This is a genomic window from Salinimonas iocasae, from assembly GCF_006228385.1.
GTDB lineage: Bacteria > Pseudomonadota > Gammaproteobacteria > Enterobacterales > Alteromonadaceae > Alteromonas > Alteromonas iocasae.
This window is the reverse complement of the sequence record NZ_CP039852.1, coordinates 2,590,303-2,604,749: the sequence shown is the minus strand read 5'-3', so window position 1 is coordinate 2,604,749 and position 14,447 is coordinate 2,590,303. Positions and strand designations below refer to the sequence as shown.

Below are 14,447 nucleotides of genomic sequence, written 5' to 3'. Positions count from 1 at the left end.
TCGTCTGACTTGCTCGCAATTCTGGGGTGTGCCATTCTCAATGGCCGATTTACTATCAGAGAGTAAGCAGTGCGACTCGGTTCTTTACGACAATTAACACTGGCCAGCTTTGTACTGGCACTGGTACCTCTCATTGCGTTGCTTTGGCAAAGTCAAAATGATTTAGCCAAAGTCGGACAGATGACCAGCGTCGAGACGCGGTATGTTGTCAATGTTGTAGGTTTGATGCAGCAACTTGATGAAGCGTCCATTGACTTGGAGCGCGCGCTTCGCCAATACGCCATCATTCAAAATGAAACGGTCGCTGAACTTAGTGACAATGCAATTGTTCAGTTTATTGATGCGCTCAAAGCTATTTGCGAAACGCTTCCGCAAAGCAGTACCTGTTCGACCTTAAAGAAAGATATCACCCAGCTTAAAACCTTTCGCAACATCGACGATACAATGTTGCTTAGTGCGTATTTAAATTCACTCAGTAATAATGTGTCTGCAATGCGACAGGATGTCGACACTGCCATTCAACAGCGCCTTGCCATTCAGCAGGAAGATTTAAACGCCATGCAGGCGAAACAGGCTTGGTCCACAGCCATGTTAGTCAGTGTGTCGCTGTTATTGATTTTGCTTGGAAGTCAGTTAATCGTTAATCCGGTTAAAAAGCTTAAACTCATCATTCGCATGCTGGCCCGTCAACAGGGGGAGTTGCCGCCACTATCTACCCATGCGCCATCAGAGCTCATCGGGGTGGAGAAAGATCTTCACTGGTTATCTGATCGCTTGCAGCAACTGGAGCACATTCGTACAGCATTACTCAGACACGCTGCGCACGAATTGAAAACGCCGCTTGCCAGTATTAAAGAAGGGTGTAGTTTGCTGTCAGAGAATGTCGTAGGTGAACTAAATACTCAGCAGGTGGAGGTGCTTTCTCTGCTGACATCCAGCACTCAACGATTAAATACACTGGTTGAGAAACTTTTAGATTATAATCTCCTGTTGCAACAGGCGCAGCCTACCTTCACCGATGTTGACCCTAATCAAATGGTCAAAGACTGCCTGGAAGACTATGCCCTTGCATTACAAGACCGTGAAGTAACGGTTGATATTCGCACCAGTAGCATCGTGGTGGATGAAGAGTTATACCGCCGCATTCTGGATAACCTGATTTCCAATGCTGTCGCGCATGGCGCGATTGGACGACCTATAAATTTGTCGATTTATCAAAAGGATGGCAATACAGTACTGGATGTGGCAAATCGGGGTAAACGGATTGCGCCGGATGCGGTCAAACGCTTGTTTGAACCATTTACCCGAGGTGATGACCCGCGCAACGACAATGTTATTGGAACAGGACTGGGATTATCCATTGTTTCAGATTGCGCAAAACTGATGCATGGCGATGTGTCAGTGGTTGATGTTGAAGATGCTGATGTGTGTTTTAGAGTGACTATCCCGCGTGAGGTAAAACAATAATGAAAAAATTGATTTTACTGCCTTTCATAGCAGTACTGACTGGGTGTGCGGGATTACAGCAATCCGAGCCGGCTCCACCTGAAAAAAATGAGCCGCAGCCTATCGTGGTTATTGATGACAGCGATGATTTTTGTCTGGTTTCGCCAGAGCATGAAGAGTTTGATCATCAGTGTGACTTTTTGCATTGGGCTGGTATCTGGCTCAGCGCTGATAAAACAAGCTGGCCGGATCGTAAGCAGGCGATTGCTAATCTTGGTGACTCTACGCCGGATTTGCTCAAAAAGATTCTGCTTTCATTACCGGTAGATACCCCTTATCAGGACAGGCTCCGTGCGCAGCATTGGCTGAACATCCTGAAGCCAAAACTGCAAAGCAACATAGCGCCGTTAGTTGAGACCATGGTGATTGCGCCGAATAACGAGATGCTGGAATTAGAGTCAGCCCTCGTGGTGCTAAACAAAGTCAACGCCGAGCAGGCACAATCCAGCGAGGCGCTTAAAGAAGAGTTAGAGGCTCAGCGCAAAAAGCTTGAAGAATTATTAGAAGTAGAAGCGACATTGATGGATAAAAACAGAGGTAACCAGCAGTGAGTGAATCCGTAAAAGCAAATCCGCAGTTATTGTTGGTGGATGATGATAAAAGTTTATTACGCCTGCTAACAATCCGTCTTGAGGGAGAAGGATTTGGTGTAACGGCGGTTGAAGACGGACAGGCAGCGTTAAAGAAGATTCGTAGTGAAGAATATGACGTTGTTCTTAGTGACCTGAGAATGCCTGGTCTGGACGGGCTGAGTCTGTTCGAGGAAATAATGGGAATTCGCAAGGATATCCCGGTTATTCTCATGACCGCTCACGGCACTATTTCTGACGCTGTTGCGGCGACCCAACGCGGTGTCTTCGGGTTTTTGCCCAAGCCGGTCGATCATGACGAACTGCGTAACCTGCTGAACAAAGCGTTAAGCCAGTCTCAGGCCGCGCAGCCAGGTGAATGGTGCCAGGATATCATCACCCGTGCTCCGGAAATGACCAACGTACTGGATCAGGCATACCGTATTGCCCAGCGCGAGGTTAGTGTATTGATAAGCGGTGCCAGTGGTACCGGTAAAGAGCTTCTGGCAAATGCAATTCACCGGGCCAGCAACCGTTCTGATATGCCGTTTGTAGCTATCAACTGCGGCGCATTGCCAGAGAATCTGCTTGAGTCTGAACTGTTTGGTCACGCCAAAGGCGCGTTTACCGGCGCCGTACAGGCAGCGCCGGGTCTGTTCAGAGAAGCCAACGGCGGCACACTGTTTCTGGATGAGATCGGCGATATGCCAATGACACTGCAGGTTAAATTACTGCGGGCATTGCAGGAGCGTCAGATTCGTCCGGTTGGCAGTAGTAAACATGTGGATATTGATGTACGCATTATCTCTGCAACGCATAAAGATTTGCACAAAGAGATGGAAGAGGGCACATTCCGCGAAGATTTGTACTACCGTCTTAACGTGGTAAACCTGAAATTGCCCTCGTTGAAAGAGCGCAGCGAAGATATTCCGCTTCTGGCCAGAACCTTATTACAGCAAAGTGGCCAGCGCCATGGTGTGAACGTTACCCAGTTCTCGGATGATGCCATGCAACACCTGGTTAAGTCTGACTGGCCGGGCAACGTAAGACAACTCGTGAATGTTGTAGAGCAATGCGTGGCGTTAACACAAACGCCGGTCATTCCTTTACACCTGGTAGAGCAGGCATTGTCAGCTACTAAACAGAGTTGGCCGACCCTCACCGAGGCAAGAGATGCCTTTGAACAGCAATATTTATACAAACTGCTTAAAATGACGGACGGTAATGTAACGCGAGCAGCTGAACTGGCTGGCCGAAACCGCACCGATATGCATAAATTAATGAAAAAACACGAGCTTGATGCAGGGGATTTCAGAAACTCCTCAGAATAGTGCCTGCTGGTCAGGCTGCGCCGATAAACCAATCTCCGGCAACGCCTGTTCAGGATAAAGCTCGTTATACAAATTAATAAACAGATGCGCCAGCCATGGCGCATCTTTGTTATCAGCACGATGTAAAAACACGTACGGCGATATTCCCGCCATCCGCCACGTATGACACTTATTCACCCATGGCAACAAACACTGTTTATTAATCTCATCATCATCGTGACCGACAAACCGCACAACCGGTTGCCCGGCACTTGCCCATACATGAAGTGGTAGACGCGGTTTTTTCTCACGCGCATCTAACATCGCCTCAGACAATATCTGCTCGCTGAATAAGGCCCTGGTATCCATCATCACCCGATTCACGCCGGCGTCTTTTAATAGTTTATTCAGCGATTTTTCGGCATCACCTTTTTCAAAAAAAGCGGGATGACGGACTTCTACGGCCAGACAAAACGCTTTGGGCCATTTTGAAATAAACTGCGCCAGCTCATCCAGGCGCGCAGGCGAAAAGCGTGCTGGCAGCTGAAGCATCAGCGGGCCCAGCTTTTCTTTCAAGTCAGTTAATGATGAAAGCTGAGAGCCCAGCGTGTCAGCATTAATCAAAATGTTGTCTGCGTGGCTTACGTCCTGATGAATCTTAAATGTAAACCTGAAGTTTGCTGGCACACTTTCATACCAGCGCTGGCAGGTCGCATTGTCGGGCAGGGCATAAAACGTGCTGTTACCCTCTACACTGCTAAAGTGTGCAGCATAAGCCTGCAGTGCATTGTTTCGAGCCTGAGTCTGTGGCAACCACAGGGCAGGCCAGCTGGGGTGCTGCCATATCGGTAAGCCCAGATAAAGTGGTGCAGGCAAATCGTGGTCAGGGAAATGTTGATTTCTCATTGGGCTTTAAATCGCATTTGTTTATACTATGCGGCCTTATTTTGACATATAGCAACTGATTGCCCGATAGCTTTTTTAACACATTGCCGCTTTAAGCAGGTAATAACGGGTAAAACAAGCAAATTCTCGTGGCACAGCTTAGTAAAACAACCAGGGGTCAGCGACCATGCGCACAGATTACTGTGGGAACATCGATTCATCTTATGTAGGACAAGAAGTCACTCTTTGCGGGTGGGTGAATAAGCGCCGCGATTTAGGCGGCCTGATTTTTATCGATCTGCGTGATCGTGAAGGTATCGTTCAGGTGGTCTTCGACCCGGATTTACCTGAAGTACTCGAAGAAGCGAATAAACTGCGCAGTGAGTTCTGTGTAAAGCTGACCGGTAAGGTTCGTGCACGTCCTGAAGGGCAAATTAACGATGCCATGCGCACGGGGGCTATCGAAATTCTTGGTACGGGGCTGGAAATATTCAGCAAGTCAGCAGTGCTGCCGCTGGACTGGAATCAGGAAAACTCTGAAGAACAGCGACTACGTTATCGCTATCTCGATCTGCGTCGCCCGCTTATGAGCCAGCGTCTTAAATTCCGTGCTCAGGTGACAGCCGCAGTACGTCGCTATTTAGAAGACGACGGCTTTTTGGATATTGAAACGCCCATTCTGACTAAAGCAACCCCTGAAGGTGCGCGGGATTATCTGGTTCCAAGCCGCACGCACAAAGGCGAATTCTTTGCTCTGCCTCAGTCTCCGCAGCTATTTAAGCAGTTGCTGATGATGTCAGGCATGGATCGTTACTATCAGATTGTAAAGTGCTTCCGTGATGAAGATTTACGTGCTGACCGCCAGCCGGAATTTACCCAAATCGATTTGGAAACCACATTCCTTGATGCTAACGGCGTGATGAAGATTACTGAAGGCATGATTCGCGATTTGTTTATGAAGATGCTGGATGTGGATTTAGGTGACTTCCCGCGTATGACATACGCAGAAGCGATGCAGCGGTACGGCAGTGATAAGCCTGATTTGCGTAACCCCCTTGAGCTGGTGGATGTTGCAGATCTACTGAAAACTGTTGAGTTTAAAGTCTTCAGCGGCCCTGCAAATGATGACAAAGGGCGCGTAGCGGTTATCCGTGTACCTGGCGGTGCCAGTATGTCGCGTAAACAGATTGATGAGTACACTAAGTTTGCTGGTATCTATGGCGCGAAAGGACTGGCGTGGATAAAAATTAATGAGAAGGCACAAGGGCAGGAAGGCCTGCAATCGCCTATTCTGAAATTCCTTAGTGAAGATATCACCGATGCTATCATTGCGCGTACAGGTGCAGAGCAGGGCGATATCCTGCTGTTTGGTGCAGATAGCGCAACAGTCGTCACCGAAGCCATGGGCGCGTTACGTCTTAAACTGGGCGAAGACTTTGAACTGCTGGAAGGTGAATGGAAACCGTTATGGGTTGTCGACTTCCCCATGTTTGAGGAAGCTGACGGACAGATGCATGCACTGCATCACCCCTTTACTGCCCCTCGTGGTGTTGATGCTCAGGAATTAATCGATAATCCGTCAGAGGCGCTTTCCGATGCCTACGATATGGTACTTAATGGCGTTGAATTAGGCGGAGGCTCGGTCCGTATTCACGATCAGCAAATGCAGCAGGCGGTCTTTACCGTGCTGGGCATTGACGAAGAAGAAGCCCAAAACAAGTTTGGCTTCCTGTTAGAAGCGTTGCAGTTCGGCGCACCTCCTCACGCCGGGCTGGCGTTTGGTCTGGATCGTCTGGTTATGCTGATGACTGGCGCTACGTCTATTCGAGATGTGATGGCTTTTCCGAAAACCACAACTGCAGCCTGTCCGTTAACCGATGCGCCTAGTGCGGCAAATCCTCAGCAACTGGCAGACCTTGCCATTGATGTAGTTAAAAAAAGCACTGATTAAATGTCGTTGAAACGACCAGAGTCAGTATTAGTGGTGCTGTACGATTTTCAGCACCGCGTGCTTGTTATGCAACGTAACGATGATGCTGATTTCTGGCAGTCGGTCACCGGCACAATAGAGGCCGGTGAAACCGCTTTGCAAACTGCGTATCGTGAGGTGGCCGAAGAAACCGGGCTGCAACTAAAGCCAGATGAGCAGGATATTGTGGATCAACAGACCACCAACCTATTTAAGATCCGCGAAAAATGGCTGCACCGCTACCCGCCGGGTACACGTTATAACCGGGAGCACGTTTTCACTGCTCAGGTAAACAGCGAAGCAGCATTAACTCTCACCGAACATTCAGCGTACGAGTGGCTTTCCAAGGCTGATGCATTAGCGCGACTGTGGTCGCCAACCAATGTTGAGGCAGTTGAGACATTTGTACCGGAAGCAAAATAATGATAATACTGGGTATAGATCCAGGTTCCCGCATCACTGGCTACGGATTAATTGCCCGAAAACAGGGTAAGCTGGTTTATGTTGGCAGTGGTTGCATCAGGTTAAAGGCAGAGCAGCTGCCTGAACGTCTGGCACAAATTTATACCAGCGTAAGCGAGATTATTCGTCAGTACCAACCTCAGCAATTTGCCATCGAGCAGGTTTTTATGGCGCGAAATCCGGATTCAGCATTAAAGCTGGGGCAGGCCAGGGGAGCGGCAATCGTGGCGGCAACTCAGGCCACGCTGCCGGTGGCAGAATACTCAGCGCGTCAGATTAAACAAGCCGTGGTGGGGAAAGGAAGCGCGGAAAAAACACAGGTACAGCATATGGTCAGGCACCTGCTGGATTTGCCCGGCACGCCGCAGGCTGATGCGGCAGACGCGCTGGCAGTAGCATTATGTCACGCCCATTCAGAACAGAGTTTAGTTAAGCTGGCGGGGCAGGCCCGTAAAACGGTCCGCGGCCGGCTCCGGTAAGAGGTAAGCAGTATGATAGGTCAGATCCGCGGTAAATTACTTGAAAAACAACCACCGGAAATTGTAGTCGATGTGGCAGGCATGGGATATGAGATCCAAATGCCGATGACCAGTTTTTATCAGCTACCTGCAGCCGGTGAAGAAGTGACTGTATACACGCATTTTGTGGTGCGCGAAGACGCCCAGCTGCTCTTTGGCTTTGCCGATAAAATGGAGCGCGGATTGTTTCGCGAGCTTATTAAGGCAAACGGTGTAGGACCAAAACTGGGACTGACAATTCTATCGGGCATGTCTGCCAGTCAGTTTTTAAGTGCTGTTCAGCATGAAGACGTCAGCGCGCTGGTGGCGATGCCGGGTATAGGCAAAAAAACCGCGGAACGACTGGTTGTCGAGCTCAAAGATCGTCTTGCCAAGTTTGGCAAAGCACAGGATATATCGCTGCCAACGCTACCGATGGACGAGTCGCCCGGCCAAACGATGGTGCCGGTCAACGATGTCAGAGAAGAAGCCGCCAGCGCACTTGTCTCACTGGGATATAAACCTGCTCAGGCGAGCAAAATGGTAGCAGGGGTTTATCAGGATGAAATGGACAGCGAAGCGGTCATACGTGAAGCATTAAAAGCGGCACTGTAAACAGGATTACTTATGATTGAAGCAGACCGACTAATAGATGCGACTACAGCCAGTGCTGATGAGGATGTTATTGACCGTGCTATCCGGCCGAAAATGCTGGACGACTATACGGGACAGCAGCATGTGCGTGAGCAGATGGAAATTTTTATCCAGGCAGCCAGAAACCGAGAGGACGCGCTAGACCACTTACTGATTTTTGGTCCCCCCGGCCTGGGCAAGACGACGCTGGCCAATATCGTGGCTAACGAAATGGACGTTAGCATCAAAACGACTTCAGGGCCGGTACTGGAAAAAGCCGGTGACTTAGCTGCGCTTCTTACCAACCTGGAGCGAAACGATGTGCTTTTCATTGATGAAATCCATCGTCTGAGCCCTGTTGTTGAAGAGATTCTTTATCCGGCAATGGAAGATTATCAGCTGGATATTATGATTGGTGAAGGCCCTGCAGCACGCTCTATTAAACTCGATTTGCCTCCCTTTACGCTTATTGGTGCCACTACCCGGGCCGGCTCTCTGACATCGCCCCTGCGTGACAGATTTGGTATTGTGCAGCGCCTGGAGTTCTATTCGGTTAAGGATTTAACCACTATTATCAGCCGCAGCGCGCATTATCTGAATCTGGATATGGATGAAGGGGGAGCTTTAGAAGTAGCTCGCCGCTCCAGAGGCACACCGCGAATTGCAAATCGTCTGTTGCGACGTGTACGGGATTTTGCACAAATTAAAGCTGATGGAAGCGTTACCGCTGAGGTAGCGGCCTCGGCGCTTGATATGCTGGATGTAGATAAAGAAGGTTTTGACTACATGGACAGAAAGTTGCTGCTGGCTATCATCGAAAAATTTGATGGAGGACCGGTGGGGCTGGACAATCTTGCTGCCGCAATTGGGGAAGAAAAAGAAACGATTGAGGATGTTATTGAGCCGTTTCTTATCCAACAGGGATTTTTACAGCGAACCCCGCGGGGGCGTATTGTCCAGCAACGTGCATTTTTGCACTTTGGTTTTCCCATAGAAGCGCCCTGACAGGCGCTTTTAATTTATATTCGGGCATAAAAAAAGCCCGCTCAAATGAACGGGCCAAAACAACAAGTGTTGAAGGAAATAATTCCAGGGAACTCATGTCTAACAGGAGAAAACTCAACCATCAGGCTGTTTGCCGTGATGTCTGTGTGACAGATGACGCGCATTATAAGGGAGATTTGAAAAGCCACAACTGAGGAAAATTATATTTTCAGATTAGAATTTTTAATCTGTTAACTGCCTGTTATAAAATCTTGTCGGTATGATTAAATGTCTACAGAATATAGGGCTCAGGCAGCATAATAAGCGGCTAATTTTAACGCAGATGGCTCTGTTTGTTGATGTGTAACTATTAATTTTATTAGGTTGGAAAGAATAACTATGCACAATTGGCCGATTAGGGTGTATTACGAAGATACAGACGCAGGCGGCATTGTATATTATGCGAATTATCTGAAGTTTTTCGAACGAGCCCGCACGGAATGGCTGCGGGAGTTGGGGTATGACCAAGATGTGTTATTGGAACAATCCGTGGCATTTGTCGTCAAAAAGGTCGAAATGAATAACTATGCGCCTGCGCGTTTTAATCAATTGTTGAGTATTAATACGCAGATTGTAGAATTGAAAGGCGCTAGTCTGGTGTTTCACCAGAAAATAAAAAATGAAAGCGGCGATCTGTTGGTTGACGCTGATATTAGGGTTGCGTGCGTGGATCAGGTGAAAATGAAAGCCAGAAAAATACCACGCACTTTGTTAGGGGATTTATCGCGTGGAATCTGATTTAACCTTTATTGGTTTGTTTTTGCAGGCCAGCTTTGTTGTTCAGCTGGTTATGTTGTTACTTATGGGCGTTTCGGTCGCTTCCTGGACATTTATATTCCAGCGGACGAAAGCGCTGAAAGCAGCGCAAAGCGAAATGCGCCAGTTCGAAGATAAGTTCTGGTCTGGTGCAGATTTGAATCGTCTGTATCAGGAGCTGTCAGCGCGTTCTAATCTGACTGGTATGTCAGCAATATTCTGTGCTGGCTTCAAAGAGTTTGTCCGATTGCGTAAAGGCAATACCGCCGTTAATGGTATTGTCGATGGTACATACCGTGCGATGCGCGTAAGAATGTCGCGCGAAGTTGATGGGCTCGAAAATCACCTTCCTTTCCTTGCTACAGCGGGTTCCATTAGTCCTTATATCGGCCTGTTTGGCACGGTATGGGGGATCATGAATGCGTTTATTGCGCTGGGTGAGGTACAGCAGGCGACGCTGGCAATGGTCGCGCCCGGTATCGCAGAGGCGCTGATTGCTACCGCTATCGGCCTGTTTGCAGCTATTCCTGCGGTTATTGCTTACAACCGGTTCAGTAACAAGGTTGAGAAAATGGAAAACAGCTACGGCAACTTTATGGAAGAGTTTTCGGCAATTCTGCACCGCCAGGCTATCGCTGCTCAGCATCAGCAAGCCAGCTGATACTCATTAATCGTCCAGGAGTTTAGCATGTATATACGCAAACGCCGCCGGCCGGTGTCGGAAATCAATGTTGTACCCTACATTGATGTCATGCTGGTGTTACTGATTATTTTTATGGTAACCGCGCCGCTGATTTCTCAGGGCGTAAAGGTGGATCTACCTAAGGCAAGTGCACAGCCCATTGAACAGGAAGATGTTCCGCCGCTAATTGCGTCGGTTGATGTTGAAGGTAAATTTTATCTGAATGTTGGCGATGCGCAGGAATCGCCGCTTGCAGGTGACGACTTGGCAGCAATTGTGCAGGAGCAATTGAAACAGACGCCAAATACCCCGGTGGTAGTGAAAGGGGATGGCAAAGTTGCCTACGATAAAGTAATAGAGCTGATGGTCTTGCTGCAAAACGCGGGTGTTCCCTCAGTAGGTTTAATGACTGATCCGGTTGAGTCCTGACAGCATGCCCAAGAAAAGACCCTCATTTTTTCGCAAGGCGCGATGGCCTGACGACAAATCAGCGTTGTATAAGTCGCTGGGCATTCATGCAGCTATTGCTGCGGTGTTACTTATCAGCGTCAGTTTCTCACCTGATCCGCTGCCCTCGCCAGCGCCCAGTCAGCCGGTAATTAAAGCGACTTTTATTGACGCGCAGGCTATAGCGGATCAGCAGAAAGCTGAAGCCGAGGCAAAAGCGCAGGCAGAAGCTGAAGCGCAGCGTAAGCGCGATGCCGCCGAGGCTGCTCGTAAGGCGGAAGCTGAACGACAGCGGCGTATCAACGCTGAGCGTGCTGCCAAGGCTGCAAAGCAAAAGAAAGCGGAAGAAGCCAAGCGTCAAAAAGAACTGGAACGTCTAGCCGCGCAAAAGGCCAAAAAACGTAAGGAGCGCGAGGCGCGTGAGCGCGCCGAAGCAGAGCGTAAGCGCAAGGAAGCACAGGAGCGAGCAGAGCAGGAAAGGCTGGAGCGAGAGCAACGCGAGGCGGAGCAGGCCGCGCAGAGACAGCGCCGCCGTCAGCAAGTTCTTTCTGAAACGGATCGATACAAGGCAATGATTCAACAAACCATTGTCAGAAACCTGTACAACGACTCTGCCTACGAAGGAAAACAGTGCAGGCTGAATATTCGATTGGCGACCACAGGCTTTGTAACGCAGGTGCAGACATTAAGTGGTGATCCGGCGCTGTGCCGCGCGGCAGAAGCTGCGGTAAGGCGGCCCGATAAATTACCCATGTCTGATGAACCAGATGTGTACCAGGAACTTAAAGATATAAATTTAACGGTGGAACTGTAGTGATTAAAACGACAATGCGATTATGGTTGGCTGCAGCACTGGTGTTTATCACCACAGGTGCTAATGCCTCGCTGGAAATTGTAATAACTGAAGGTGTAGATAATGCACGGCCTATCGGGGTGGTGCCCTTTAGCTGGAAAGGTAATGGCGAATTGCCCGGCGAACTTGCTTCGGTCGTTCGCGCTGATTTAATGCGAAGCGGCAAGTTTAACCCGATGGCGCCTGACGAGATGCCTCAGTACCCCTCTACGGCAAACGATGTGAGTTATTCCGGCTGGGCAGGAAAAGGCATCGATACCTTATTGGTCGGTAGTATTGAGCAGCAGGGCGGTAATCGCTACAAGGTTCGTTATGAGCTGATTGATGTACTAAGAGGCCAGGCCACAGGTGGCAAGCGCGGTAACGATCATGTCATCGTTAAGCGCGAGGCTGTGATTAATGCATCAGACTTTCGTCAGTATGCGCATCGTATTTCTGATGTCGTGTATGAAGAGCTGACCGGGCAACGTGGTGCATTTCTGACGCGCATTGCTTACGTTGTGGTAAAAGATCGTAAAACGAACAATCTGCCTTATCAGTTAGTTATTTCAGATTACGATGGTGAAAACGAAACCCGGTTACTGTCTTCGCCAGAGCCGCTCATGTCGCCTTCATGGTCACCCGATGGCGAGAAGCTGACGTATGTAAGTTTTGAAAATAAGCGCCCGCAAATTTTCATTCAGGATATCTACACGATGGAGCGCGAGCAGATGACGGACTTTCCCGGCATCAATGGTGCACCAGTCTTTTCTCCGGATGGCAAAAAGCTGGCAATGGTTTTATCAAAAGACGGTAATCCGGAAGTTTATGTCATGGATATTGCATCTAAAGAGCTGCGCCGAATTACCCGTAACCGCGCTATCGATACTGAACCTTCCTGGACACCAGATGGAAAGAGCTTAATATTTAGCTCTGAACGGGGTGGTAAACCTCAGATTTATCGCGTAAATTTAGGTACAGGTAAAGTTAGACGTCAAACATTTGATGGAGAACAGAACTTAGGCGCGACCATTACGCCTGATGGTAAAGAGATGGTTTTGGTTAATCAGACCAAAGGCGACTATCGCATTGCACGTCAGGGGTTAGAAGATGGCTCTATTCAGGTGCTTACAAGAACGTATCTGGACGAATCGCCAAGTATCGCGCCTAACGGAAGCATGATAATTTATAGCACCTTGCACAATGGTACGCAGGTATTATCCTTAGTGTCATTGGACGGTCGCTTTAAGGCAAGGTTACCAGCCTCAGACGGCCAGGTTAAGTCGCCGAGTTGGTCACCATTTTTGTTTTAACGAATAGATTAATTATAAAAAAACGATAAGGAATTAAGAGGATGCAACTTAATAAAGTAATGAGAAGCTTCGTTATCGCATTACCAGTGGTGACCATGATGGCATGTTCATCTGGCCCGAGCGAAGAAGAGCTTGCCGCAGAGCGTAACCGTGTTGCCCAGGAGCAAGCTGAAGCTGAGCGTCAGGCGCGCGAAGCTGAAGAACAGCGTGTTAAGGCTGAAGCTGCGCAACGTATGCAGCGTCAGGAAGAAATGGTTCAGGAACAACTGGAATCGCTTAAAGAAGAACAAACGGTTTACTTCGACTTTGACCGTGCAACAATCAAATCAGAATTCCGCGAAATTCTGGACAAGCACGCAGAGTTTCTGGTTCAGAACCCTGACCAGGAAGTGGTTATCGAAGGTCATACCGACAGCCGTGGTACACCAGAGTACAACATTGCACTGGGCGAGCGTCGTGCACAGGCGGTAGAAACCTATCTGATGAACGCAGGTGTTAGCAGCGACCAGGTATCTACTGTGTCTTATGGCGAAGAGAAGCCGGCTGTAATGGGCTCAACTGAGTACGCGATGGCACAAAACCGTCGTGGCGTGGTCGTTTATCAGTAATGCGCCTTTCTTTGCTGAATAAAGCGCTTTTAAGCGGTGCCTGTGGCACCGCTTTCGTTGTTTCTGCAACAGCGATGGCTCAGGCACCTGTTTATGACGTCAATAATTCAGGCACCGCGGAGCTGGAAAAGCGAATCACCGTACTTGAGAGAATGGTAGACAGCCGCACCGAGATGCAGCATCGATTGCAGCAGCAGATCGATACGATGCAGGGTGAAATTGATCAGCTTCGCGGATCAGTTGAGGTACACACCAATCAACTCGAGAAAGTTCTTGAACGCCAGCGTGAACTGTATCTGGAAATTGATAAGCGTGTTGAAGCGCTAAAGCAATCTACCGGACAGCAGGGCGGGAATGGCTCCAGCAGCTCATCGTCGTCCTCAGGCTCATCAGGTAATACGTCAGCCTCTACGCCTTCTGAGAATGCCTCACAGCCATCAATGAGTGAGGATGAAGCGTACGATAATGCGGTGAATCTGATTTTAAAATCCAGAGAGTACGACAAAGCTATCCCTGCTTTCCGCTCTTTTATCGCAGATTATCCTAATAGCCAGTACTCAGCGAATGCGCATTATTGGTTAGGACAGCTGTTATTTAACAAGCGAGAGTGGGCACAGGCAGAAGAGCAGTTCAGCCAGGTAGTTGATCGCTATGAGAAATCCAGCAAGCGTGCAGAAGCAATGTTGAAGCTGGGTGCGATTGCACAGCGTCAGGGCGATAACGGGACAGCCAGAGAATACTTTAATCGTGTCATTTCTGACTATCCTAATTCATCGGCGAAAAGGTTGGCTGAGTCGAAGCTGGACAATCTTTAAGATTAAGAAAGTCTCAATTAACCGAGGCTTTCTGAGTCTTTAATAGTAAGAAAATATAATTTTTTTCAATTTATTTTAAAAAATAGATGGCCTGATTAACCAGTAATTATCGGGCTTAG

The 14,447-nt window shown here is 48.7% G+C and carries 16 protein-coding genes; 15 read left to right on the top strand and 1 reads right to left on the bottom strand.

Annotated features, from left to right (window positions below; all coding sequences use genetic code 11):
* Positions 1-69 precede the first annotated feature (69 nt).
* Genes FBQ74_RS11595 through FBQ74_RS11585 form a run of 3 tightly spaced genes read left to right on the top strand, consistent with a single transcriptional unit; the run spans position 70 to position 3,406 of the window.
* Positions 70-1,467: a sensor histidine kinase gene (locus tag FBQ74_RS11595; RefSeq protein ID WP_139756817.1), complete on the top strand. Its 1,398-nt coding sequence runs from the start codon at positions 70-72 to the stop codon at positions 1,465-1,467.
* On the top strand, positions 1,467-2,057 hold the full coding sequence (locus FBQ74_RS11590) for a hypothetical protein (protein WP_139756816.1): 591 nt from the start codon (positions 1,467-1,469) through the stop codon (positions 2,055-2,057). Before FBQ74_RS11595 ends, FBQ74_RS11590 begins: the two co-directional genes overlap by 1 nt.
* Positions 2,054-3,406, top strand: coding sequence for a sigma 54-interacting transcriptional regulator (locus FBQ74_RS11585; protein ID WP_139756815.1), 1,353 nt, complete (start codon positions 2,054-2,056; stop codon positions 3,404-3,406). The genes FBQ74_RS11590 and FBQ74_RS11585 overlap by 4 nt, the downstream gene beginning before the upstream one ends.
* Here FBQ74_RS11585 and FBQ74_RS11580 read toward each other — a convergent pair.
* The gene (locus FBQ74_RS11580; protein ID WP_139756814.1) at positions 3,398-4,291 is read right to left on the bottom strand and encodes a DUF72 domain-containing protein; all 894 of its coding nucleotides are present in this window, start codon (positions 4,289-4,291) and stop codon (positions 3,398-3,400) included. The genes FBQ74_RS11585 and FBQ74_RS11580 overlap by 9 nt on opposite strands.
* A gap of 166 nt (positions 4,292-4,457) precedes the next feature.
* On the opposite strand from FBQ74_RS11580, the gene aspS reads away from it, so the two are divergent.
* From aspS to ybgF, 12 genes are all read left to right on the top strand, one after another.
* The gene (aspS, locus tag FBQ74_RS11575; RefSeq protein WP_139756813.1) at positions 4,458-6,221 is read left to right on the top strand and encodes an aspartate--tRNA ligase; all 1,764 of its coding nucleotides are present in this window, start codon (positions 4,458-4,460) and stop codon (positions 6,219-6,221) included.
* The gene (gene nudB / locus FBQ74_RS11570) at positions 6,222-6,662 is read left to right on the top strand and encodes a dihydroneopterin triphosphate diphosphatase (protein ID WP_139756812.1); all 441 of its coding nucleotides are present in this window, start codon (positions 6,222-6,224) and stop codon (positions 6,660-6,662) included.
* Positions 6,662-7,180: a crossover junction endodeoxyribonuclease RuvC gene (gene ruvC, locus FBQ74_RS11565; protein ID WP_139756811.1), complete on the top strand. Its 519-nt coding sequence runs from the start codon at positions 6,662-6,664 to the stop codon at positions 7,178-7,180. The genes nudB and ruvC overlap by 1 nt, the downstream gene beginning before the upstream one ends.
* Before the next feature lie 12 nt (positions 7,181-7,192).
* A complete protein-coding gene (gene ruvA, locus FBQ74_RS11560; protein WP_139756810.1) occupies positions 7,193-7,813 on the top strand; it encodes a Holliday junction branch migration protein RuvA in 621 nt (206 codons plus the stop codon).
* Positions 7,814-7,825: 12 nt separating this feature from the next.
* The gene (gene ruvB / locus FBQ74_RS11555) at positions 7,826-8,836 is read left to right on the top strand and encodes a Holliday junction branch migration DNA helicase RuvB (protein ID WP_139756809.1); all 1,011 of its coding nucleotides are present in this window, start codon (positions 7,826-7,828) and stop codon (positions 8,834-8,836) included.
* Between the two features lie 378 nt (positions 8,837-9,214).
* Positions 9,215-9,613 carry a tol-pal system-associated acyl-CoA thioesterase gene (gene ybgC / locus FBQ74_RS11550; RefSeq protein ID WP_139756808.1) on the top strand — a complete coding sequence of 133 codons (399 nt, stop codon included), beginning with the start codon at positions 9,215-9,217 and terminating at the stop codon, positions 9,611-9,613.
* Positions 9,603-10,292 (top strand): protein TolQ, encoded by a 690-nt coding sequence (gene tolQ / locus FBQ74_RS11545; RefSeq protein ID WP_139756807.1) that lies wholly within the window; start codon positions 9,603-9,605, stop codon positions 10,290-10,292. The genes ybgC and tolQ overlap by 11 nt, the downstream gene beginning before the upstream one ends.
* Positions 10,293-10,319: 27 nt before the next feature.
* Positions 10,320-10,742: a protein TolR gene (gene tolR, locus FBQ74_RS11540; RefSeq protein WP_139756806.1), complete on the top strand. Its 423-nt coding sequence runs from the start codon at positions 10,320-10,322 to the stop codon at positions 10,740-10,742.
* A 4-nt stretch (positions 10,743-10,746) separates the two neighbouring features.
* Positions 10,747-11,574 carry a cell envelope integrity protein TolA gene (gene tolA / locus FBQ74_RS11535; protein WP_139756805.1) on the top strand — a complete coding sequence of 276 codons (828 nt, stop codon included), beginning with the start codon at positions 10,747-10,749 and terminating at the stop codon, positions 11,572-11,574.
* A gap of 14 nt (positions 11,575-11,588) precedes the next feature.
* Positions 11,589-12,905, top strand: a complete 1,317-nt coding sequence (gene tolB, locus FBQ74_RS11530; RefSeq protein WP_139757948.1) for a Tol-Pal system beta propeller repeat protein TolB — start codon at positions 11,589-11,591, stop codon at positions 12,903-12,905.
* Between the two features lie 41 nt (positions 12,906-12,946).
* Positions 12,947-13,513 carry a peptidoglycan-associated lipoprotein Pal gene (gene pal / locus FBQ74_RS11525; RefSeq protein WP_139756804.1) on the top strand — a complete coding sequence of 189 codons (567 nt, stop codon included), beginning with the start codon at positions 12,947-12,949 and terminating at the stop codon, positions 13,511-13,513.
* On the top strand, positions 13,513-14,328 hold the full coding sequence (gene ybgF, locus FBQ74_RS11520; RefSeq protein WP_139756803.1) for a tol-pal system protein YbgF: 816 nt from the start codon (positions 13,513-13,515) through the stop codon (positions 14,326-14,328). Before pal ends, ybgF begins: the two co-directional genes overlap by 1 nt.
* The last annotated feature ends 119 nt before the right edge of the window (positions 14,329-14,447 follow it).

Bases quoted from the DNA above. Each gene is read 5' to 3' on its own strand.
- FBQ74_RS11590 (WP_139756816.1), top strand. From the start codon at position 1,467: ATGAAAAAATTGATTTTACTGCCTTTCATAGCAGTACTGACTGGGTGT.
- nudB (WP_139756812.1), top strand. From the start codon at position 6,222: ATGTCGTTGAAACGACCAGAGTCAGTATTAGTGGTGCTGTACGATTTT.
- aspS (WP_139756813.1), top strand. From the start codon at position 4,458: ATGCGCACAGATTACTGTGGGAACATCGATTCATCTTATGTAGGACAA.
- ruvA (WP_139756810.1), top strand. From the start codon at position 7,193: ATGATAGGTCAGATCCGCGGTAAATTACTTGAAAAACAACCACCGGAA.
- ybgC (WP_139756808.1), top strand. From the start codon at position 9,215: ATGCACAATTGGCCGATTAGGGTGTATTACGAAGATACAGACGCAGGC.
- tolR (WP_139756806.1), top strand. From the start codon at position 10,320: ATGTATATACGCAAACGCCGCCGGCCGGTGTCGGAAATCAATGTTGTA.
- ruvB (WP_139756809.1), top strand. From the start codon at position 7,826: ATGATTGAAGCAGACCGACTAATAGATGCGACTACAGCCAGTGCTGAT.
- ybgF (WP_139756803.1), top strand. From the start codon at position 13,513: ATGCGCCTTTCTTTGCTGAATAAAGCGCTTTTAAGCGGTGCCTGTGGC.
- tolA (WP_139756805.1), top strand. From the start codon at position 10,747: ATGCCCAAGAAAAGACCCTCATTTTTTCGCAAGGCGCGATGGCCTGAC.
- ruvC (WP_139756811.1), top strand. From the start codon at position 6,662: ATGATAATACTGGGTATAGATCCAGGTTCCCGCATCACTGGCTACGGA.
- pal (WP_139756804.1), top strand. From the start codon at position 12,947: ATGCAACTTAATAAAGTAATGAGAAGCTTCGTTATCGCATTACCAGTG.
- tolB (WP_139757948.1), top strand. From the start codon at position 11,589: ATGCGATTATGGTTGGCTGCAGCACTGGTGTTTATCACCACAGGTGCT.
- FBQ74_RS11580 (WP_139756814.1), bottom strand. From the start codon at position 4,291: ATGAGAAATCAACATTTCCCTGACCACGATTTGCCTGCACCACTTTAT.